Origin of the sequence: Janthinobacterium sp. Mn2066 (assembly GCF_049319705.1) — a bacterium.
Lineage (GTDB): Bacteria > Pseudomonadota > Gammaproteobacteria > Burkholderiales > Burkholderiaceae_D > Janthinobacterium.
Genome location: NZ_JBMOUF010000005.1, coordinates 34462 through 53128 on the forward strand (window position 1 = coordinate 34462; position 18667 = coordinate 53128).

Genomic DNA, 18667 nt, shown 5'->3' on the forward strand with positions numbered 1-18667 from the left:
CCCCTTTGCCAGCTAGCATAATGTCTGTTCCAGATTGAGACAGGAGAAAACATCATGCGTATTTTCGTCACCGGTGCGAGCGGTTTTATCGGCTCGGCGGTCGTGGCTGAATTGCTCCAGGCGGGCCATCAGGTACTGGGCCTGGCCCGCTCGGAGGCCAGCGCCCAGGCCTTGGCCGCTGCCGGCGCGCAGGTGCAGCGCGGCGACTTGAATGATCTGGCCAGCGTGCACCGCGCCGTGGCGGAGTCTGACGCAGTCATCCATACGGCTTTCAACCATGATTTTTCGCGGTTTCTCGCCAGTTGCGAGGAAGACCGGCAAGTGATCGCCGCCATGGGCGCCATGCTGGCAGGCACCGGGCGTCCCTTGATCGTCACCTCCGCCATCGCCGTGGCGCAGGCGGCGCCGGGTTTGCCCGCCACAGAAGATGACCGGCCGAAAAGTTGCACCGTATTGCCGCGTGCCGCCTCGGAAGAAGCGGCGCTTGCCGTGGCTGCAGGCAGCGGCAATGTGTCGGTGGTGCGTTTGTCGCAGGTGCATGACCGCCGCAAGCAGGGCCTGATCAGCGACCTGGTCAAGCTGGGCCGTGACAAGGGCGTCTCGGCTTTCGTTGGTGACGGGCAGTATCGCTGGCCGGCGGCGCAGGTGGGCGATGTGGCCCGGCTGTACAGGCTGGCGCTGGAAAAACGGCAGCCGGGCAGCGTCTACCATGCTGTGGCGGAAGAGGGCGTGACTTTGCGTCAGATCGCCGAAGTGATCGCCCATCGCCTGGGCCTGCCCGCTGTTGCGATTCCTCACGAAGAGACGGCTGCCCACTTTGGCTGGCTGGCCAAATTCGCCACCCTCGACATGCCAGCTTCCGGCGCCAGAACGCAGGCATTGCTGGGCTGGTTGCCGCAAGGGCCGGGCCTGATCGGCGACCTGCAGCAGTTATCCATCGATTAATCAGGCTTGCGTAATCAGCTTTTCGGTCAGGAAATCGACAAAGGTGCGCAGGCGCAGCGGCAGGTGGCGCGCGTGGGGGAACAGCAGGAAGAAGGGGCGTGAACGGCCGCCATGCTGGGGCAGCAATTCCACCAGCGAACCATCGGCCAGCTCGCGCTCCACGATAAAACGGTAGGTTTGCGTCAGGCCCGCGCCGCTGCGCGCCAGGGTCACGATGCCCAGCACGTCTTCCGAGCAGGTGTAGCCGCCGCTGGTCTCGATTTCCACCGGCTTGCCGTTTTCCTGGAATAGCCAGGCGATCTTGCGCCCCGTGCTGGGCAGGTCGAACTGGATGCAATCGTGCTGGTGCAGCTCGTCCAGCGAGGCGGGCGCACCGGCCCGCTGCAGGTAGGCGGGGGACGCCACCAGCACCAGTTCCGCGTCTTCCAGCTTGCGCGCGATCAAGGTGGAATCGGCCGGCGTGCGGCCACGGATGGCGATGTCGTAGCTTTCGGCGGCGAAATCAATATTGCGGTTGCTGACGTGCACGTCGAACGTCACCTCGGGATAACGCTGGCGGAATTGCGACAGCAGCGGCAGCAGCCGGTAGTGGGAATAGGGCGTGGGCGCGCTGATGCGCAAGGGGCCGACAGGCGCCGCCTGGCCGCCCGTCACTTCGCGTTCGGCTTCCTGCAGTTGCAGCAGCGCTTCGTGGCATTGCTCGTAATAGCGCCGTCCGCCATCGGTCAGGCGGATTTGCCGCGTGGTGCGCACGAACAGGCGCACGCCCAGCCGTTCTTCCATCCTGGCAATCGAGCGGCTGACGGCGGCTGGTGTGACGCCTGCGATATTGGCCGCTTCCGTAAAGCTGCTCAGCTCGGCGGCCAGGCAAAACAGTTCGATACTGCCCAGCTGCATTTCCTCGAAATTGCGCTTCATGTCTGCTCTCTCCAGCATCCTCTATAAATTACATGATAGATCAAGTGTTCTTCTATTGCATGCATTTATCAACATGAATGGCATAAGTATAGTGAGCTCCATCCCAGCCGACACCGTGCTGGCATCCACTTAACGTCGCATTGGAGCAGCAATATGGAAATCAAGAAAACCGTCATCGTTACCGGCGCATCGAGCGGCATCGGCTTTGCCGTCGCCAAGGCTTACCTGGAGCGCGGCTACAACGTGGTGGGCAATGCGCGCACCCTGGCGCGGCTGGAAAGCGCAGCAGCCAAACTGGGCAATCCAGCGAACTTCTTGCCGGTGGCCGGCGATATCGCCTTGCCGGCTACCGCCGCCGCCCTGTTCGAACAGGCGATTGCCGCCTTCGGCAAGGTCGATATCCTGATCAACAATGCGGGCATCTTTATCGCCAGGCCCGTCAGCGACTACACGCAGGAAGACGTGGCGGCCATCGTCAGCACCAATCTGCTGGGCTTTTTCTATCCATCGCAGCAGGCGGCCCGTCACATGAGCGCCAACCAGCAGGGCCATATCGTCACCATCACGGCCAGCCTGGCGATGCAGCCGAACGCCAAGGTACCGGCGCTGCTGCCGATATTGATCAAGGGCGGCCTGAACCACGCCACGCGGGGGCTGGCGCTGGAACTGGCGGCGTCCAATGTGCGCGTCAATGCGGTGGCGCCCGGCATTATCGACACGCCCTTGCACCCGGACGACGCCGGCACCAGGGCTTTCCTGCAAACCCTGTCGCCCAGCGGCGTGACGGGCAGCACGCAAGACATCGTCAACGCCATCCTGTACCTGACCGATTCACGCTTCACCAGCGGCACCGTGATGGTCGTCGATGGCGGCTCGACGGCCGGCACCTGGTAATCAATTTTTATATTCTGGAGTAACTGTCATGCCATACGTAAATATTCGCGTCACCAAGGAAGGCGTCACGGCCGAGCAAAAGCTGGCCTTGATCGAAGGGACCAGCGACCTGTTGCAGCGCGTGCTCAACAAGCATCCGTCCACCACTTTTGTCGTGATCGATGAGGTCGAGACCGATAACTGGGGTGTCAACCGGGAAACCACCACCACCTTGCGCGCGCGCCAGGCACTGGAGAAACAAAAATAAGTTCGGCGTAGGGGAGGGCGCTGTCAGGTCTTCCCTTCAAGAGGAGGCAGCATGCAAGAGAGCATAGAGCAAACCGTCCACGCGTATTTTGACGGCGTGTATCGCGGCGACGTGGCGGCCCTGGCCGAGCTGTTTGATATCGACGCGCAAGTGTATGGCGATATCGATGGCCAGCTGTATCATAAAACGGCCAGCGCCTATCTGGCCGGCGTGGCTGCGCGCAAGAGCCCAAGCGAGCTGGGCGAACCTTATCGGATGAAGCTGCTCGCGCTGGACAGGCAAGCTAATATCGCCAGCGTCAAGTTGCATTCGCCGATGCTGGGATTCGATTATTATGTCTACCTGACGTTGCGCCGCGTGTACGGGCAGTGGCTGATCGTCAATAAAACGTTCAGTCACGGTTCAGTGCAAGAAAAAACCACGTAAAAATGCCTTGACCTTCTCCTTGTGGTAAGGTTTATAGTGAGCTTCAGTTGATAAAAGTTCGATCCCTTATCCATAGCGCAAATGAAGCTTAGCCGGACATTCCGATTATTCACGGCCCTGGTCGCCATCCTCAGCGTGCTGTTCATGCAGCATGCGGTGGCGGCCTATCTGTGTCCCGGTGTGCCGATGGGCAGCAATACCCTGGTGATGAAGGCGATGCCCGACATGCCTGGTTGCACCGGCATGGATAGTGATCAATCGACCCTGTGCCACGTCTATGTGCAGGGCGATGCCGCCAAGCAATCGCTGGACAAGCCGCCCGCCGTGGCCCATCCCGCGTTCGTGCCTGTGCTGATGATGGTCAGCCTGGCGATCTTTGACTTGCCCGTGCTGCAGCCGGTTGACCCGCCACCCTATATTGCCCTGGCGCGGCCTGTCGCGCCCCCGATTGCCATCCGCAACTGCTGTTTCCGCATCTGATCTTCAGAAAGCCTAGTTCGCCCTCGTTTTGGCCATCGCGGCAAGACGATGCTATCTATCGTTTTCTGGAGATTTTTTATGATATCCCCTTCTTGCGCGCGTCTTCTGAGGAAGACCGCGCTTGCCATGGCGTGCATGCTTGCCGCTTATGGCGTACAGGCTGAACCAGCCGTTTCTTTTGGCGAGGCGCTGCAGCAAGCCGCCGCCCGCTCGCATCAGCTTGACGCCGATGGCCAGGCCAGCACCGCCGCCCGCGAAATGGCGGTGGCGGCCGGCCAGCGGCCCGATCCGATGCTGACGGCCGGCATCGAGAACTTGCCTGTCAGCGGCAATGACCGCTTTAGCCTGGGCAATGACTTCATGACCATGAGGAAAGTCGGCATTTCGCAGGAATTGACGCGTGCCGACAAGCTGCAATGGCGCTCTGCGCGCCAGGAGCGTGAAGCCGACAAGGCGCTGGCGCAGAAAGACCTCACCCTGGCGTCCCTGCAGCGCGATACGGCGATTGCCTGGCTCAATGTTTATTACACGCAGCAGATGGCCGCTGCACTGGATAGCCAGGTCGTCCTGGCACGGCAGGAAATCACTGCCGCCGAAGCGGCGTATCGCGGTGGCCGTGGCAGCTCGGCCGACGTGCTGGCTGCGAAGTCGGCCTTGCTGGCGCTGGAAGACCGGGGCAGCCAGCTGGCCGGCAATGTGGACACAGCGAAAAACGCGCTGTCGCGCTGGACGGGCGCCAGCGGGGACGTGGCCGATGCAGGCATGCCCGACCTGAACGCCTTGCGTCTCGATACCTCCGCTTTGAGTGCCACCCTGGCGCAGCAGCCGCAGATCGCCGTGCTGAACCGCCAGCAAGACATCGCCCAGGCCGATGCGAAGCTGGCGCAAGCCAACCAGCACCCGGACTGGAGCGTGGAAGTGGCTTTCCAGCAGCGGGGGTCTGCCTATTCCAATATGGTCTCCGTCAGCCTGTCGCTGCCCTTGCAGTGGGATAAGAAAAACCGGCAAGACCGCGAACTGGCGGCCAAGCTGGCCACCGTCGAGCAGGTCAAGGATGAGCGCGATGAACAATTGCGCGAGCAAGTGTCCCGCACGCAAGGCTTGCTGATTGCCTGGAAGAACGGCCGTGAACGTGGCCAGCGCTACGCAACTTTGATCGTGCCGGCTGCTGAAGAGCGCGCTACTGCCGTGCTGGCTGCCTACAAGGGCGGCAAGGCTGCCCTGGCCGACGTGCTGGCTGCCCGCCGCAATATCGTCGATGTACGCCTGCAACAGCTGCAATTAAGCATGGAAACGGCCCAGCTCTGGGCGCAACTCGATTTTCTTTTCCCCGATACGAATCTGGCACGGCAGGAGTCCAAATGAATAACAATCAAAAAATCACTCTGGCCTTGACGGCCATTGTCATTGCCCTGGCCGCTGTCGGCTATGGCGCGTATCAACTGGGTGCACGGAAAAGCGTGGTGGCCGTGGCCAGCACTGCGCCCGCCGGCAAAAAGCCCTTGTACTGGCACGACCCGATGGTGCCGGGCCAGCGCTTCGACAAGCCGGGCAAGTCGCCCTTCATGGATATGCAGCTGGTGCCCGTGTATGCGCAGGAAGGTAGCAGTGGCGGCGACGATGACGGTGTCAATGTCAGTATAAGCCCCCGGGTTGAGCAAAACCTGGGCGTGCGCACGGCAACAGTGACGCGTGGCAAGCTGGCGTCGGGTTTCAGCGCCGTCGGCAACGTGGCCTTCAATGACCGCGACGTGGCGCTGGTGCAGGCGCGCAGCAGCGGTTTTGTCGAACGCCTGTATGCGCGCGCGCCGCTCGACCCCGTTCGTAAAGGCCAGGCGCTGGCCGAAGTGTATGTGCCGGACTGGGTGGCGGCGCAGGAAGAATTCCTGGCGGCGCGGGCCATGGCGGGCAGCGATACGGCAGGCCTGGTCGATGGCGCGCGCCAGCGCATGCGCCTGGCCGGCATGAGCGAAGGCCAGATCCATGGCGTGGAAAGCACGGGCAAGGTGCAGGCGCGGCTGACGATAGTTGCGCCGATCAGCGGCGTGATCGCCGAACTGGGCGCCCGTGAGGGCTTGACGATGGGCATGGGCGCGCCCTTGTTCCGCATCAATGGCTTGTCTACCGTGTGGGTGAATGCGGAAGTGCCGGAAAACATGCTGGCCCAGCTGCGTCCGGGCGACGCCGTGGAGGCGCAGGCGCAAGCCGTGCCGGGCAGCGTCTTCAAGGGCAAGGTGAGTGCCATTCTGCCCGAAGTTAATCCGACCACGCGCACGGCCACGGCCCGCATCGAGCTGGCCAATCCGGGGGGCAAGCTGCTGCCCGGCATGTTTGCCAGCGTGACCTTTGGCGCCCAGCGGGGAGCGGATGTGTTGCAAGTGCCATCGGCAGCCGTGATCCAGACGGGCACGCGCAGCGTGGTCATGCTGGCGCAGGCGGGCGGCAAGTTCAAGCCGGTGGACGTGGAAACGGGTAGTGAAGGCAATGGCTTGACGGAAATACGCAAGGGCTTGAGCGAGGGCCAGCAAGTGGTGATTTCGGCCCAGTTCCTGATCGATTCGGAAGCCAGCCTGACGGGCACGGTCACGCGCATGGGTGGCATGGACAAGATGGACGGCATGCAGAAGATGGATGGCATGCAGATGAAACCGGCAGCGCCGGCGGCGGTGGCCAGCCATCACGCCGAGGGCAAGGTCGAGCAGATCGGCAAGGACAGCATCACGATTTCGCATGGCCCGATTGCATCGCTGCAATGGGGGCCGATGACGATGGGTTTCAAGCTGCCCCCCACGGGCTTGCCGGCCAATATCAAGGTGGGCACGCAAGTCGCCTTCGATATCAAGAAGGGCGAACGCGGTTTCGACATCATCACGATTGCTGCGAGTAAAGCAACGTCCATGGACGGCATGAAGATGCCGATGGCCATGCCGGGAGCGTCCAAATGATCGCCAAACTGATACGCTGGTCGATAGGCAACCGTTTCCTGGTCTTGCTGGCCACCGTCTTTATCGCGGCCTGGGGCATCTGGTCCCTGAGCCGCACGCCGGTCGATGCGATACCCGACCTGTCCGATGTGCAAGTGATTATCCGTACCACCTATGCGGGGCAGGCGCCGCAAATCGTGGAAAACCAGGTCACTTACCCGTTGACCACCACCATGTTGTCGGTGCCGGGCGCCAAGACCGTGCGCGGTTATTCCTTCTTTGGCGACTCGTTTGTGTACGTGTTGTTCGAAGATGGCACGGACCCGTACTGGGCCCGTTCGCGCGTGCTGGAATACCTGAACCAGGTGCAGTCGCGCCTGCCCGCGCAAGCCAAGACGGCGCTGGGGCCGGACGCCACCGGCGTGGGCTGGGTGTATGAATATGCGCTGGTCGACCGCAGCGGCAAGATGGACCTGTCGCAATTGCGCGCCTACCAGGACTGGTTTTTGAAATACGAGCTGAAAGCCGTGCCGAACGTGTCGGAAGTGGCCAGCATCGGCGGCATGGTGCGCCAGTATCAGATCGTGCTGGACCCGGACAAATTGCGCGGCTATGGCATTACGCATGGCAAGGTGATCGAGGCCGTGCAAAAAGCCAACCAGGAAACCGGCGGTTCCGTGCTGGAACTGGGCGAAGCGGAATACATGGTGCGCGCTTCCGGTTATCTGCAATCGCTCGATGATTTCCGCAAGATACCGTTGATGACGACGGCGGCCGGCGTGTCCGTGCGCCTGGGCGATGTGGCCCGTATCCAGCTGGGGCCGGAAATGCGGCGCGGCGTGGCTGAATTGAATGGCGAGGGCGAAGTGGCCGGTGGCGTAATCATCATGCGCTCGGGCAAGAATGCCCTGGCGACCATCGATGCTGTCAAGGCCAAGCTGGCGACGCTCAAGCAAAGCTTGCCGCCGGGCGTGGAAATCGTGCCCGTCTACGACCGTTCCAAGCTGATCAACCGCGCGGTGGACAATCTGCAGCATAAACTGATCGAGGAATTCATCGTTGTCGCCGTGGTGTGCGCGATTTTCCTGCTGCATTTGCGTTCGGCGCTGGTGGCCATCGTTTCCTTGCCGCTGGGTATTTTGATCGCCTACATCGTCATGTATTACCAGGGCGTCAATGCCAACATCATGTCCTTGGGCGGCATCGCGATTGCCATCGGGGCCATGGTCGACGCGGCCGTGGTGATGATCGAAAACGCGCATAAACATATCGAGGCATGGCTGGAAGCCCATCCGGGCCAGAAGTTGCAGGGGGAAGCGCACTGGAAAGTCATCGGCGACGCGGCCGTGGAAGTGGGCCCGGCGCTGTTCTTTTCACTGCTGATCATTGTCCTGTCGTTTATTCCCGTATTTACCCTGGAAGCGCAGGAAGGGCGGCTGTTCGCCCCGCTGGCGCTGACCAAGACGTACTCGATGGCGGCGGCGGCCGGCATGGCGGCCACCCTGATTCCCGTGTTGATGGGCTATCTGATCCGTGGCCATATTCCGCCCGAGCACAAGAATCCGATCAACCGCTGGCTGACTGCCATTTACCGCCCGCTGCTGGAAGTGGTGCTGCGCCGGCCGAAAATCACCTTGCTGGCCGCTGGCCTGATCGTGGCGGCGACCTTCTGGCCGCTGGCGCGCCTGGGCGGTGAATTCATGCCGCCGCTCGATGAAGGCGATCTGCTGTACATGCCCTCGGCCTTGCCTGGCATCGCCACGGGCAAGGTGTCTGAATTGCTGCAGCAGACGGACCGCTTGATCAAGACGGTGCCGGAAGTGGAAAGCGTGTTCGGCAAGGCGGGCAGGGCGGAATCGGCCACCGACCCGGCGCCGATGGAAATGTTCGAGACCACCATACAGTTCAAGCCGCGCGACCAGTGGCGTCCGGGCATGACCACCGACAAGCTGGTGGCCGAGCTGGACCGCGTGGTGAAAGTGCCGGGACTGTCGAATATCTGGGTGCCGCCGATTCGCAACCGCATCGACATGCTGGCCACCGGTATCAAAAGTCCGGTGGGCATCAAGGTGGCGGGCGTGGACTTGCAGCAAATCGACCGCATCACGGCGCAGATTGAACATGCCGTCAAGAAAGTACCCGGCGTGTCGTCCGCGCTGGCCGAACGCCTGAATGGCGGGCGCTACGTCGATATCAAGATCGACCGCGATGCGGCGGCCCGTTATGGCATGAATATCGCCGACGTGCAAAGCATCGTCGCCAGCGCCATCGGCGGCGACAATATCGGCGAGACCGTGGAAGGCTTGCAGCGCTTCCCCATCAATGTGCGCTACCCGCGCGAAGTGCGCGATTCGGTTGAAAAGCTGCGCGAATTGCCTGTGCTGACGGAACGCGGCGCGCAGATACGCCTGGGCGACGTGACCACCATCCGCATCGACGATGGCCCGCCCATGCTGAAAAGCGAAAATGCGCGCCTGTCGGGCTGGGTGTATGTCGATATCCATGGCCGCGACCTCAGTTCGGCCGTGCAGGAGATGCAGCAAGTGGTCAACCGCGAAGTCACGCTGCCGGCCGGTTATTCCGTCTCCTGGTCGGGCCAGTTCGAATACCTGGAACGGGCGACGGCGCGCCTGAAAGTGGTGGTGCCAGCCACTTTGCTGACGATTTTCGTGCTGCTGTACCTGACCTTCAAGCGCATCGATGAAGCCGTGCTGATCATGGGCACCTTGCCATTTGCGCTGGCGGGCGGCATCTGGCTGCTGTGGGCGCTGGACTTCCACCTGTCGGTGGCCAGCGGGGTGGGCTTTATTGCGCTGGCCGGGGTGTCGGCCGAATTTGGCGTGATCATGCTGCTTTACCTCAAGCATGCCTGGGATGCGCGATTGGCCAGCGGCAAGCAGGGCGAGGCCGACTTGCTGGACGCCATACGCGAAGGCGCCGTGCTGCGCGTGCGTCCCAAGGCGATGACGGTGGCCGTGATGATCGCCGGCCTGGTGCCGGTGATGCTGGGCACGGGCACCGGTTCGGAAATCATGCAGCGCATCGCCGCGCCGATGGTGGGCGGCATGATCACGGCGCCCCTGCTGTCGATGTTTGTCGTGCCAGCCGTGTATTTGCTGATACGGCGCAGGGCGATCAGGAAGGCGGGCAATCAGGCGCCCGTATAAGGATGTTGTGCAATTAAGACAGTGTATCGCCAGGAATGCCCTTTTCTTTCTTTTAGTCAATTAAAGCAGTCAGTGTGACTTTTGGTGAGATTGCTGGAGAGGCAACAATTTATAATTGCATTAAGGAAAGTAACTTGCCAAAAATCAATTTGGGAGGACGTCCTTGATTCCATCTCTCCTAAGGGCATTATGAATAAAAATAAACCTGGCGCACTGTTGATCGCTGCGCTGATCGCCGCGTCTTTGGCTGGTTGCGCTACTGAATCGTCCAAGTCTGTGGCAGTGCCCGTCGTGGCCAGCGCCGAACGTCCTTACGTCGGTCCGCGCACCGCGATCGCCGTTGGCAAGTTCGACAACCGCTCCAGCTTCATGCGTGGCATCTTCTCCGATGGCGTCGATCGCCTGGGCAGCCAGTCGAAAACGATTTTGATTGCACATCTGCAAACGAGCAACCGTTTCAACGTGCTGGACCGCGACAACATGGCGGAAATCAAGCAGGAGGCGGACTACAAGAAACAAGGCCAGAACATCAAGGGCGCCGATTTCGTCATCACCGGCGACGTGACCGAATTCGGCCGCAAGGAAGTGGGCGACCATCAATTGTTCGGCATCATGGGCCGTGGCAAGACGCAAGTGGCGTACGCCAAGATCACCTTGAATGTCGTCAATATCTCGACCTCGGAAGTGGTGTACTCGAGCCAGGGCGCAGGCGAATACAGCCTGTCGAACCGTGAAGTGCTGGGCTTTGGCGGCACTGCCAGCTACGACGCCACCCTGAACGGCAAGGTACTGGATCTGGCCATGCGCGAAGCAGTCGAGCGCCTGGTTGCCGGTGTTGAAGCTGGCGCATTGCGCAAATAATAAGGTCAGCCATGAAACAGATCGTGATGAAAAAGAGCGCTGCTCTGCTGGCGCTGGCCGCCTGCGCCGTGTTGACCGGTTGCGCTACACAATCGAAGTCGCTGTACCAATGGGAAAGCTACCAGCCGCAGGTGTATCAATACCTGAAGGGGGAAAGCCCGGAGCAGCAGATCGCGGCGATGGAAAAAGACTTGCAAGTCATCAGCGCCAAGGGCAAGCAGACGCCGCCAGGTTTCCATGCCCACCTGGGCATGTTGTACTCGGTCACCGGTAAAACCGATGAAGTCGCAGCCCAGTTCGAAGATGAGAAAAAACTGTTCCCCGAATCGGCTGGCTATATGGATTTCCTGCTGGGTAAATTGAAAAAAGGTGAGAAATTATGATGCCTCGCATCCTGAAACTGGCTTTGTGCCTGGTGCCGGCCATGCTCGCAGTCGGTTGCGCCAGCAACAAGCAGGCAGCCTATGACTACACCGCATTCAAGGCGGCCAAGCCCCGTTCCATCGTGGTCTTGCCACCGCTGAATGACTCGCCGGAAGTCAACGCCGGTAACAGCGTGTACGCGCAAGTGACGTATCCGCTGGCCGAAGCCGGTTATTACGTGTTGCCGGTGGCCGTCGTGAGCGAGACGTTCAAGCAGAATGGCTTGACCGATGCGCACGATATCCATGGCGTTGAAGCCAGGAAACTCAGCGAGATCTTTGGCGCGGACGCGGCCCTGTACATGAGCATCTCCAAGTATGGTTCGACCTACACGGTGATCGACAGTGTCAGCGTGGTATCGGTCAAGGCCAGGCTGGTTGACCTGAAGACGGGTACCTTGCTGTGGGAAGGCGCAGCCAGCGCTTCCAGCAATGAGGGCAATAACAATGGCGGCGGCGGTTTGATCGGGGCGCTGGTGACGGCTGCTGTCAAGCAGATCATCAACAGCACCACCGATGCCAGCCATCCGGTTGCCGGCGTAGCCAATGCGCGTTTGCTGTCGGCCGGTTCGCCGAACGGCCTGCTGTACGGTCCGCGTTCGGAGCGCTACCTGGCGCAGTAATCCTGTTTGCTGTGAACGCAAGCCCCTGATTCCAGGGGCTTTTTTTCGTTTAGTGCCCAGTTACCTGGCCCGTACCGCTGCGCCGTCCCGGCTTGAATGCATGCGAGCGCGCCGACCAGGCGATGGCCCAGGCCAGCACCAGCAGGGCTGCCACCGCCCAGGGGAAAGCGGCCACGCCCCAGTTGTCGAGCAATGCACCTCCCAGCAGGCCGCCAGCGGCAATCGCGCCGTTCCAGGCCACTACATTCATCGACAGCGCCACGTCGGCGCCATCGCCGGCCGCGTCGGCCAGCGCCGTTTGCAGCAGGGTGGCCGCGCCGCCAAAACTGAGGCCCCATACCGCCGTGCCCAGATACAGCACGATGGCATTATCCGACGCCAGGCCAAACACCAGGGCCGTGGCGGCAAACGCGGCCAGGCTGGCCAGCACGGTGCTGCGCAGATGGCGGTCGACCAGCCTGGCCGTGAGCCAGATGCCGCACAGGGCGGCCAGCCCAAAGGCCAGCAAGACCAGGTCCACGCGCGCTGCCAGTCCGGCTGGCGTCACGAAGGGGGCGATATAGGTGTACAGGATGTTATGCGCGAGCATCCATGCAATGACGACGGCCAAAACAGCCCGCACGCCCGGCGTATGGAAAACCTTGCGTAGTGGCATGCGTTCACGTGTGCTCTGGCCCGGATAGTCTGGCACCTTGGCCAGCACCCACAGAATCAGCAGCAAGGTCATGGCCGACATGATCCAGAATGCCGTGCGCCAGCCCACGGTCGATCCCAACAAGGTGCCCAGCGGCACTCCCAGCGAGAGCGCCAGCGGGGCGCCCACCATGGCCAGCGCCAGGGCGCGTCCTTGCTGGTGCGGCGCGACCATGCGCCGCGCGTAGCCGGCCAGCAAGCTCCAGGCCAGTCCCGCCGCCATGCCGGCAAACAGGCGGGCGACCAGGGTCAGCACATAGTGGGACGACAGCGCCGTGGCGGAATTGAACAGAAAGAAACCGACGATAGTCAGCAGCAAGACATTGCGGCGGCGCCAGCCGCGCGTGGCGATGGTCAGCGGGATGGCGGCCAGCAGGGAGCCGAGCGCATAGGCGGTGACCATCTGGCCGGCCAGGGTCGGGCTGATGGACAGTCCCTCGCTGATCTGCGGCAGCAAGCCGGCAGGCAATGTTTCGGTGACGATGCAGATGAAGCCCGTCATGGCCAGGGCCAGCAAGCCGGAGATGGGAAGGCGGTCGGACTGGAGCTGTCCGGCCTGTGTTGCGCAGTGAGTCACGGGAAATCCTTTACGAGATGAGTTGTCGATATCAATATATGTACCGATCGATACAAATATAGTTCAGGCGCTCTCGGCTTGTCAATGACTTCTGTATCAAGTAGTATTTAAGTCAGGAAAATTAGTCAGAAAAGGAGAGCGCCATGGCGCAAATGGGTCGGCCACGCACGTTTGACCGTCAGGCAGCGATCGAGCAGGCGATGCATCTGTTCTGGGCGCAGGGCTACGAATCGACGTCGCTGAGCCAGCTCAAGGCAGGCATCGGCGGCGGCATTTCCGCGCCCAGCTTTTATGCAGCATTCGGTTCCAAGGAAGCCTTGTTCCGCGAAGCCGTGCAGCGCTACCTCGATACCCATGCGCGGGTGACGGAATGCTTGTGGGACGATACGCTGGCGCCCAGGGCCGCAGTCGAACTGGCGTTGCGGCAATCGACCAGGATGCAGTGCGAGCACGGACATCCGAAGGGCTGCATGGTGGCGCTGGGCACCATGAGCGCCCCTACGCCCGAACACGCGGCCGTCGCCGAACCGCTGGCGCAGTCGCGCGCGCGCTCGCGGGCCGGCTTCGTGCGCTGCGTCGAACGCGGGATCGCCAGCGGCGAACTGTCGGATGCGGCGGATCCCCATTTCGTGGGAGCCGTGTTCGACGGCTTCCTGCTGGGGGTGTCGATCCAGGCGCGCGATGGCGTCGCATACCACGTGCTCGATGCGGCAATCAACCAACTTATGGTAGTGTGGGACACGAATTTGTTGCATACTAAGAGTAACTCGGCGTCCGCCTGAGTTCCCCTTGTATGGAGCAGTGATGAAAAAAATGGTCTTGTTGGCATCGGCGTTTCTCATGATTAACACTGTCCAGGCCGGGCCGCTCGACCCCGGCCGGGTACCGGGGCAGAATTTCGACCTGGCGCCATTCCTGCTGCAAACGCTGGACGCCAACCTGCAATTTACAGAGGTCAACCCCATCGACCGTTATCAGGATAGTTACTTCTTTACCGACCAGCATACGGGCGCGATGACGTTCCGCGTACCGTCGGGGGCGGGCCATAGCGGGCATTCCGAGTTCCCCCGCGTGGAATTGCGTGAAAAGGGTAACTGGCTGATCGATGCGGGCAGCACGCAAGAGCGCAAATTATCGATCGCGCTGCGCGTGCTGGCCGAGCCGCAAACGGGGGAATTGATTTTTGCCCAGATCCACGGTGAGCGCAGCGGCGGCTCGGAAGCGCTGAAGATGCGCTGGAGCCATGGCGACATCGTGATGGGCGTGAAAAAGCATTATGGCGACCCGGAAGAGCGCATCACCCTGTTGCGCGGCGTGGCGCTGGGCAGCCATATCGATTGCAAGCTGGCCTTGCGCGGCGATACCTTGAAAGTGGAAGTGCGTGCCGGCGAGGCGAGCGCCAGGCATGCGTTCAGCTATGCCTCGGATGCCTGGAAAGCGATCCCCGTGTATTACAAGCTGGGCTTGTACTCGCAAGACAAGCAGCAGGATGGCAGCACGGCCAGTGTTGCCGTGGAGCACGTGTCGCTGAGCGAGTAAGGAAAAAAGCGGATGCCGTCACCGGCATCCGCTGTGGCGCTTATTCGTGGCTGTTACGCCAGTTCGGTAATGAATTCCTGGCGGGCGCGGCGGACTTTTTTCAGGTTCACCAGCCAGTCGCCTGCATCGGCGCGGTAGCCCAGCGGCAGCATGACGACGGAACGCAGGCCGCGTGCACGCAGGCCCAGGATCTCGTCGACCTTGGCCGGGTCAAAACCTTCCATCGGCGTCGAATCGACGTGTTCGGCGGCCGCCGCGATCAGGGCCGTGCCCACGCCGATATAGGCCTGGCGTGCGGCGTGCTGGTAGTTGCTTTCCGCATCGCGCTGCGGATAGGTGTTCAGCAATTGCTGGCGGTACGCTTCCCAGCCTTCATTCTTGATGCCGCGCTCGGCATTGACCAGGTCAAACATGTGGTTGATGCGCTCGGCCGTGTAATTGTCCCAGGCGGCAAACACCAGCAGGTGCGAACTGTCCGTCACTTGTCCCTGGTTCCAGGCGTGCGGCTTGATCTGTTCGCGCAGGGCAGGGTTGGTCACCACGAAGACTTCATACGGTTGCAATCCGCTGGAACTGGCCGTCAGGCGCACGGCTTCCAGGATGCGTTCGACTTTTTCTTGTGGCACGGCTTTCGCCGGGTCCATTTTCTTGGTGGCATAGCGCCATTGCAGGGCTTGCAGCAGGTCGGTCATGATGGGCACTTTCTTTATGAGTAAAATGTATACAAAGAAATGATAGCAGTTTCCGCTATTTCAAGTCCCCTCGGCAAAACAAGGATTCAACTGGCCGCAGCGCCATTATCGAGCGGCCAGCGTATGGTAAATACCGTGCCGCCCGCAGCGCCGCGCGCGCAGGCCGCATTGCCGCCGTGGGCGCGGGCGATCGCTTCGACCACGGCCAGGCCCAGGCCGCTGCCGGCGTTGAGTTCCTCGCGCATGCTGTCGCCGCGCCGGAAGGCCTCGAATACGTGCGGCGCCAGTGCGGCCGCGATGCCGGGGCCGGCGTCTTCCAGCGTCAGGTAATACTGGCCATCATGCACGCGGGTGGCCAGGCGCAACGGGCCAGGGTCGGCATGGCGGCGGGCGTTGTCGAGCAGGGCCAGCACGATTTGCCGGATGCGCGCCGTATCGCAGCAGACAGGGTGGTCGGACAAATCGAGCTGCAGGGTATAGCCGTTTGCTTCCAGCTCTTGCGCCAGCAAGCGGCCCACTTCCTCGATTTCCAGGGTCAGGTCGGTCCAGGCCATGCGCAGCTGCATCTGGCCGCTGTCGGCCAGGCTCAAGGTGCGCAAGTCTTCCACCAGCCGGCCCAGGCCTTCGACTTGCGACAGCAGGCTGCCAAACTCCACCTCTTCCGGCTTGAACACGCCGTCGACCACGCCCTGCAAGGTGCCGCGCAAGATAGTCACGGGCGTGCGCAATTCATGGGCGATGGCCGCATTCCAGGTCAGGCTTTCCTTGGCCGTGCGTTCCAGGCGTTCGGCCATGCTGTTGAAATCATCGACCAGCATCGCCGTTTCACCGAGGCTGCGGTCGCCCGCGAAGGCGCGCGCGGACAAGTCGCCATGGGCCACGCGGCGCACGCTGTCCATCACGGAGTTGAGCGGTTTCAAAATGCGGCGGGTGAGCTTGACGGCGGAAAAGGTGGCCAGTACCAGGCCGAACACGGTGATGGCGAAGATCCACAGCCATTCGGCCATGGTGGGCGCCCATTCTTCGGGATCGGACAGCATCTCGGGGTCGATCTTGAAGATGACGGCGTAGAAAATCCAGGAGCTGATCCAGATCATCAGGATACTGAGCAGCATCAGGATGGACATCGACAAAATGATTTGCCGGTTCAGGCCGATCAAGCGCATGGCTGCTCGCTTTCCAGCCGGTAGCCCACGCCGCGCAGGCTGGCCGGCATGTTCGGCAGACCCGCTTCCTCGAGTTTTTTGCGCAGCTTGCTGACATGGCTGTCCACCGTGCGTTCCAGCGAATTGCTTTCGGGCATGCACGATTCCAGCAATTCCTGGCGGCTGCAGACGCGCCGCGGCGTGCGCGCCAGATGGGCCAGCAAACGGAATTCCGTCAGCGTCAGGGCCAGCGGCACGGCGGCGCCATGGCGCAAAACGCTGGCGACATAGGTTTCCTGGTCGATTTCGATCGGGCCGCAGCGCAGCGGCGCGCGCCGCGTTTCCGCTTGTCCCATGCGCGCGCGGCGCAGCACGGCGGCCACGCGCGCCACCACTTCGGCCGGGTTGAAAGGCTTGACGATGTAATCGTCAGCGCCCACGCGCAGCGCGGCCAGCTTGTCGGCATCCTGGTCGCGCGCCGTCAGCATGATGACGGGCGTTTCGCCGCGCCGGCGCACTTCGGTCAGCACATGCCAGCCATCGACGTGCGGCATCTGCACGTCCAGCAGCAGCAGGTCGGGCTTCTGCGCCAGATGCTGTTCCAGCGCCTCGCGGCCATCGTGCGCAAATGCCGTGCGGTAGCCGTCGCGCTCCAGGTAGCCGGCCAGGATGCGGGCGATCTGCGGTTCATCTTCGGCGATCAATATCAGGGCGGCGGCGGGGAGGGCGGGGCGCGCAGGCAGGCTGCCCGCGTCGTGACTGGTGCTGTGTAAACGGATCATGCGAATAGTCTAGCATTGTTCTTTATCTCCATCGAATCTCCACACTTCTTCGACGAAATGTCCATGCGCCTGCCCTAAGCTGCCCTACTCCTCGACCGGACCGCCGGTCGCGACCAGCGAAAGAAAAGACCATGTATCCGAATACCTTCATTAAGAATACCTTCGTCAAGAAAAATACTGTGATCGCCGCGGTCCTGTTCAGCCTTGCCGCCTGTTCCAAACCCGCGCAGGAACCTCCGGCGCCAGCCCCTTCGGTTACGGTGTTCAAGCTGCAAGCGGCGCCGGTGGTGCTCAGCGATACCTTGCCGGGCCGGGTGGCCGCCTACCGCACGGCCGATATCCGCCCGCAGGTGGGTGGCATCGTGCTGCGCCGGCAGTTCGAGCAGGGCGCCGACGTGCGCGCCGGGCAAAAGCTGTTCCAGTTGAACCCGGCCCCCTTCCAGGCCGACGTCGACCTGGCCGCCGCCGCCCTGCAGCACGCCGTCGCCACGGCGCAGCGCGCCACGACCCAGGCCGAGCGCCTGAAGCCATTGATGGAAGCGGACGCCATCAGCCGCCAGGCCTATGACGATGCGGTGGCCCAGCGCGAGCAGGCCAGCGCCAACGTGGCGCAGGCGCGCGCCGCCCTGGCGCGGCGCCGCCTGGACCTGGCCTTTGCCAGCATCGACGCGCCCATTGCCGGGCGCATCGGCCAGGAACTGGTCAGCGAAGGCGCGCTGGTCGGGCAGGCCGACGCGGCGCCGATGGCGCGCATCCAGCAGATCGACCAGGTGTATGTGGACGTGCGCCAGCCGGCGTCCGCGCTGGCAGCGCTGCAGGCATCGGGACCGGCCGGTGTCGACAAGCTGCCTGTCACCATCCTGGCAGCCGATGGCAGCGAGTACCCGGTCAAGGGCCGCATCCTGTTTTCCGGCATCAGTATCGATGCGGGCACAGGCGACGCCACCATCCGCGTGCTGGTCGACAATCCGCAGCGCCAGCTGTTACCGGGCATGTTCGTGCGGGCCCGTATCGCGCGTGCCGCGCAGGCCGACGGCTTGCTGCTGCCGCAGCAGGCGGTGCTGCGCAATAGCGGTGGCGAGGCCCAGGCCTGGGTGCTCGACGCCCAGCACAAGGCCAGCCTGAAGCCCATCGCCGTCGGTGACGTGATCGCCCACCAATATGTGATCACCGGCGGCTTGCGCGTGGGCGACACCGTGGTGGTCGAAGGCCAGGAGCGCTTGCAGCCGGGCGCCACCGCCGCGCCGCAGCCGTGGAAACGGGCCGCTGCGCAAGCCGCCGCTGTTACTGCCACGCCGCGCTAATGCCTTTTGAATAGCTGTTCAGTGAAAG

At 62.3% G+C, this 18667-nt stretch carries 19 protein-coding genes; 14 read left to right on the plus strand and 5 right to left on the minus strand.

Features of this window, described 5'->3' with window-relative positions; all coding sequences use genetic code 11:
• Positions 1-54 precede the first annotated feature (54 nt).
• Positions 55-945, plus strand: a complete 891-nt coding sequence (locus ACL9RI_RS10720; protein ID WP_422726555.1) for an SDR family oxidoreductase — start codon at positions 55-57, stop codon at positions 943-945.
• On the opposite strand, the gene ACL9RI_RS10725 is transcribed toward ACL9RI_RS10720, so the two are convergent.
• Positions 946-1863, minus strand: a complete 918-nt coding sequence (locus tag ACL9RI_RS10725; protein ID WP_422726556.1) for a LysR family transcriptional regulator — start codon at positions 1861-1863, stop codon at positions 946-948. It lies immediately after the preceding gene.
• Positions 1864-2016: 153 nt separating this feature from the next.
• Here ACL9RI_RS10725 and ACL9RI_RS10730 point away from each other — a divergent pair, with 153 nt between their 5' ends.
• The 10 genes from ACL9RI_RS10730 to ACL9RI_RS10775 all read left to right on the plus strand — a co-directional run bounded on the left by ACL9RI_RS10730 (position 2017) and on the right by ACL9RI_RS10775 (position 11907).
• Positions 2017-2757 (plus strand): SDR family NAD(P)-dependent oxidoreductase, encoded by a 741-nt coding sequence (locus ACL9RI_RS10730; RefSeq protein WP_422726557.1) that lies wholly within the window; start codon positions 2017-2019, stop codon positions 2755-2757.
• A gap of 28 nt (positions 2758-2785) precedes the next feature.
• On the plus strand, positions 2786-3004 hold the full coding sequence (locus tag ACL9RI_RS10735; protein WP_422726558.1) for a tautomerase family protein: 219 nt from the start codon (positions 2786-2788) through the stop codon (positions 3002-3004).
• 51 nt (positions 3005-3055) lie between these two features.
• Complete coding sequence (locus ACL9RI_RS10740; RefSeq protein WP_422726559.1) at positions 3056-3430, plus strand: nuclear transport factor 2 family protein; 375 nt, start codon at positions 3056-3058, stop codon at positions 3428-3430.
• A gap of 81 nt (positions 3431-3511) precedes the next feature.
• Complete coding sequence (locus ACL9RI_RS10745; protein ID WP_183679291.1) at positions 3512-3910, plus strand: hypothetical protein; 399 nt, start codon at positions 3512-3514, stop codon at positions 3908-3910.
• 126 nt (positions 3911-4036) lie between these two features.
• Positions 4037-5275 carry a TolC family protein gene (locus tag ACL9RI_RS10750; RefSeq protein WP_422726560.1) on the plus strand — a complete coding sequence of 413 codons (1239 nt, stop codon included), beginning with the start codon at positions 4037-4039 and terminating at the stop codon, positions 5273-5275.
• Positions 5272-6855, plus strand: a complete 1584-nt coding sequence (locus ACL9RI_RS10755) for an efflux RND transporter periplasmic adaptor subunit (protein ID WP_422726561.1) — start codon at positions 5272-5274, stop codon at positions 6853-6855. The genes ACL9RI_RS10750 and ACL9RI_RS10755 overlap by 4 nt, the downstream gene beginning before the upstream one ends.
• Positions 6852-10001, plus strand: a complete 3150-nt coding sequence (locus ACL9RI_RS10760; RefSeq protein WP_422726562.1) for an efflux RND transporter permease subunit — start codon at positions 6852-6854, stop codon at positions 9999-10001. The genes ACL9RI_RS10755 and ACL9RI_RS10760 overlap by 4 nt, the downstream gene beginning before the upstream one ends.
• A 189-nt stretch (positions 10002-10190) precedes the next feature.
• Positions 10191-10862 carry a CsgG/HfaB family protein gene (locus tag ACL9RI_RS10765; RefSeq protein ID WP_422726563.1) on the plus strand — a complete coding sequence of 224 codons (672 nt, stop codon included), beginning with the start codon at positions 10191-10193 and terminating at the stop codon, positions 10860-10862.
• 11 nt (positions 10863-10873) lie between these two features.
• A complete protein-coding gene (locus tag ACL9RI_RS10770) occupies positions 10874-11245 on the plus strand; it encodes a DUF4810 domain-containing protein (RefSeq protein WP_422726564.1) in 372 nt (123 codons plus the stop codon).
• The gene (locus tag ACL9RI_RS10775; RefSeq protein WP_422726565.1) at positions 11242-11907 is read left to right on the plus strand and encodes a DUF799 domain-containing protein; all 666 of its coding nucleotides are present in this window, start codon (positions 11242-11244) and stop codon (positions 11905-11907) included. The genes ACL9RI_RS10770 and ACL9RI_RS10775 overlap by 4 nt, the downstream gene beginning before the upstream one ends.
• Positions 11908-11956: 49 nt before the next feature.
• Here ACL9RI_RS10775 and ACL9RI_RS10780 read toward each other — a convergent pair whose 3' ends face one another.
• Positions 11957-13102 (minus strand): MFS transporter, encoded by a 1146-nt coding sequence (locus tag ACL9RI_RS10780; protein WP_422726899.1) that lies wholly within the window; start codon positions 13100-13102, stop codon positions 11957-11959.
• A gap of 218 nt (positions 13103-13320) precedes the next feature.
• Here ACL9RI_RS10780 and ACL9RI_RS10785 point away from each other — a divergent pair, with 218 nt between their 5' ends.
• Positions 13321-13959: a TetR/AcrR family transcriptional regulator gene (locus ACL9RI_RS10785; protein WP_422726566.1), complete on the plus strand. Its 639-nt coding sequence runs from the start codon at positions 13321-13323 to the stop codon at positions 13957-13959.
• A gap of 58 nt (positions 13960-14017) precedes the next feature.
• Positions 14018-14716 (plus strand): polysaccharide lyase family 7 protein, encoded by a 699-nt coding sequence (locus ACL9RI_RS10790; protein ID WP_422726567.1) that lies wholly within the window; start codon positions 14018-14020, stop codon positions 14714-14716.
• Positions 14717-14769: 53 nt separating this feature from the next.
• Here ACL9RI_RS10790 and ACL9RI_RS10795 read toward each other — a convergent pair whose 3' ends face one another.
• The 3 genes from ACL9RI_RS10795 to ACL9RI_RS10805 form a co-directional block, all read right to left on the minus strand.
• Positions 14770-15408, minus strand: a complete 639-nt coding sequence (locus tag ACL9RI_RS10795; RefSeq protein ID WP_422726568.1) for an NAD(P)H-dependent oxidoreductase — start codon at positions 15406-15408, stop codon at positions 14770-14772.
• A gap of 86 nt (positions 15409-15494) precedes the next feature.
• Positions 15495-16574 carry an ATP-binding protein gene (locus ACL9RI_RS10800; RefSeq protein WP_422726569.1) on the minus strand — a complete coding sequence of 360 codons (1080 nt, stop codon included), beginning with the start codon at positions 16572-16574 and terminating at the stop codon, positions 15495-15497.
• Positions 16565-17335: a response regulator gene (locus ACL9RI_RS10805; protein ID WP_422726570.1), complete on the minus strand. Its 771-nt coding sequence runs from the start codon at positions 17333-17335 to the stop codon at positions 16565-16567. The genes ACL9RI_RS10800 and ACL9RI_RS10805 overlap by 10 nt, the downstream gene beginning before the upstream one ends.
• Before the next feature lie 131 nt (positions 17336-17466).
• Here ACL9RI_RS10805 and ACL9RI_RS10810 point away from each other — a divergent pair, with 131 nt between their 5' ends.
• Entirely contained in the window at positions 17467-18639 is a 1173-nt protein-coding gene (locus ACL9RI_RS10810; RefSeq protein WP_422726571.1) for an efflux RND transporter periplasmic adaptor subunit, read from the plus strand.
• Positions 18640-18667 lie beyond the last annotated feature (28 nt).

Excerpts from the sequence above, each read along its gene's own strand:
- ACL9RI_RS10750 (WP_422726560.1), top strand. The coding sequence starts at position 4,037 with ATGGCGTGCATGCTTGCCGCTTATGGCGTACAGGCTGAACCAGCCGTT.
- ACL9RI_RS10755 (WP_422726561.1), top strand. The coding sequence starts at position 5,272 with ATGAATAACAATCAAAAAATCACTCTGGCCTTGACGGCCATTGTCATT.
- ACL9RI_RS10780 (WP_422726899.1), bottom strand. The coding sequence starts at position 13,102 with ATGACGGGCTTCATCTGCATCGTCACCGAAACATTGCCTGCCGGCTTG.
- ACL9RI_RS10740 (WP_422726559.1), top strand. The coding sequence starts at position 3,056 with ATGCAAGAGAGCATAGAGCAAACCGTCCACGCGTATTTTGACGGCGTG.
- ACL9RI_RS10760 (WP_422726562.1), top strand. The coding sequence starts at position 6,852 with ATGATCGCCAAACTGATACGCTGGTCGATAGGCAACCGTTTCCTGGTC.
- ACL9RI_RS10790 (WP_422726567.1), top strand. The coding sequence starts at position 14,018 with ATGATTAACACTGTCCAGGCCGGGCCGCTCGACCCCGGCCGGGTACCG.
- ACL9RI_RS10770 (WP_422726564.1), top strand. The coding sequence starts at position 10,874 with ATGAAACAGATCGTGATGAAAAAGAGCGCTGCTCTGCTGGCGCTGGCC.
- ACL9RI_RS10720 (WP_422726555.1), top strand. The coding sequence starts at position 55 with ATGCGTATTTTCGTCACCGGTGCGAGCGGTTTTATCGGCTCGGCGGTC.
- ACL9RI_RS10800 (WP_422726569.1), bottom strand. The coding sequence starts at position 16,574 with ATGCGCTTGATCGGCCTGAACCGGCAAATCATTTTGTCGATGTCCATC.
- ACL9RI_RS10810 (WP_422726571.1), top strand. The coding sequence starts at position 17,467 with ATGTATCCGAATACCTTCATTAAGAATACCTTCGTCAAGAAAAATACT.
- ACL9RI_RS10805 (WP_422726570.1), bottom strand. The coding sequence starts at position 17,335 with ATGATCCGTTTACACAGCACCAGTCACGACGCGGGCAGCCTGCCTGCG.
- ACL9RI_RS10745 (WP_183679291.1), top strand. The coding sequence starts at position 3,512 with ATGAAGCTTAGCCGGACATTCCGATTATTCACGGCCCTGGTCGCCATC.
- ACL9RI_RS10735 (WP_422726558.1), top strand. The coding sequence starts at position 2,786 with ATGCCATACGTAAATATTCGCGTCACCAAGGAAGGCGTCACGGCCGAG.
- ACL9RI_RS10730 (WP_422726557.1), top strand. The coding sequence starts at position 2,017 with ATGGAAATCAAGAAAACCGTCATCGTTACCGGCGCATCGAGCGGCATC.
- ACL9RI_RS10795 (WP_422726568.1), bottom strand. The coding sequence starts at position 15,408 with ATGACCGACCTGCTGCAAGCCCTGCAATGGCGCTATGCCACCAAGAAA.
- ACL9RI_RS10765 (WP_422726563.1), top strand. The coding sequence starts at position 10,191 with ATGAATAAAAATAAACCTGGCGCACTGTTGATCGCTGCGCTGATCGCC.
- ACL9RI_RS10785 (WP_422726566.1), top strand. The coding sequence starts at position 13,321 with ATGGCGCAAATGGGTCGGCCACGCACGTTTGACCGTCAGGCAGCGATC.
- ACL9RI_RS10775 (WP_422726565.1), top strand. The coding sequence starts at position 11,242 with ATGATGCCTCGCATCCTGAAACTGGCTTTGTGCCTGGTGCCGGCCATG.
- ACL9RI_RS10725 (WP_422726556.1), bottom strand. The coding sequence starts at position 1,863 with ATGAAGCGCAATTTCGAGGAAATGCAGCTGGGCAGTATCGAACTGTTT.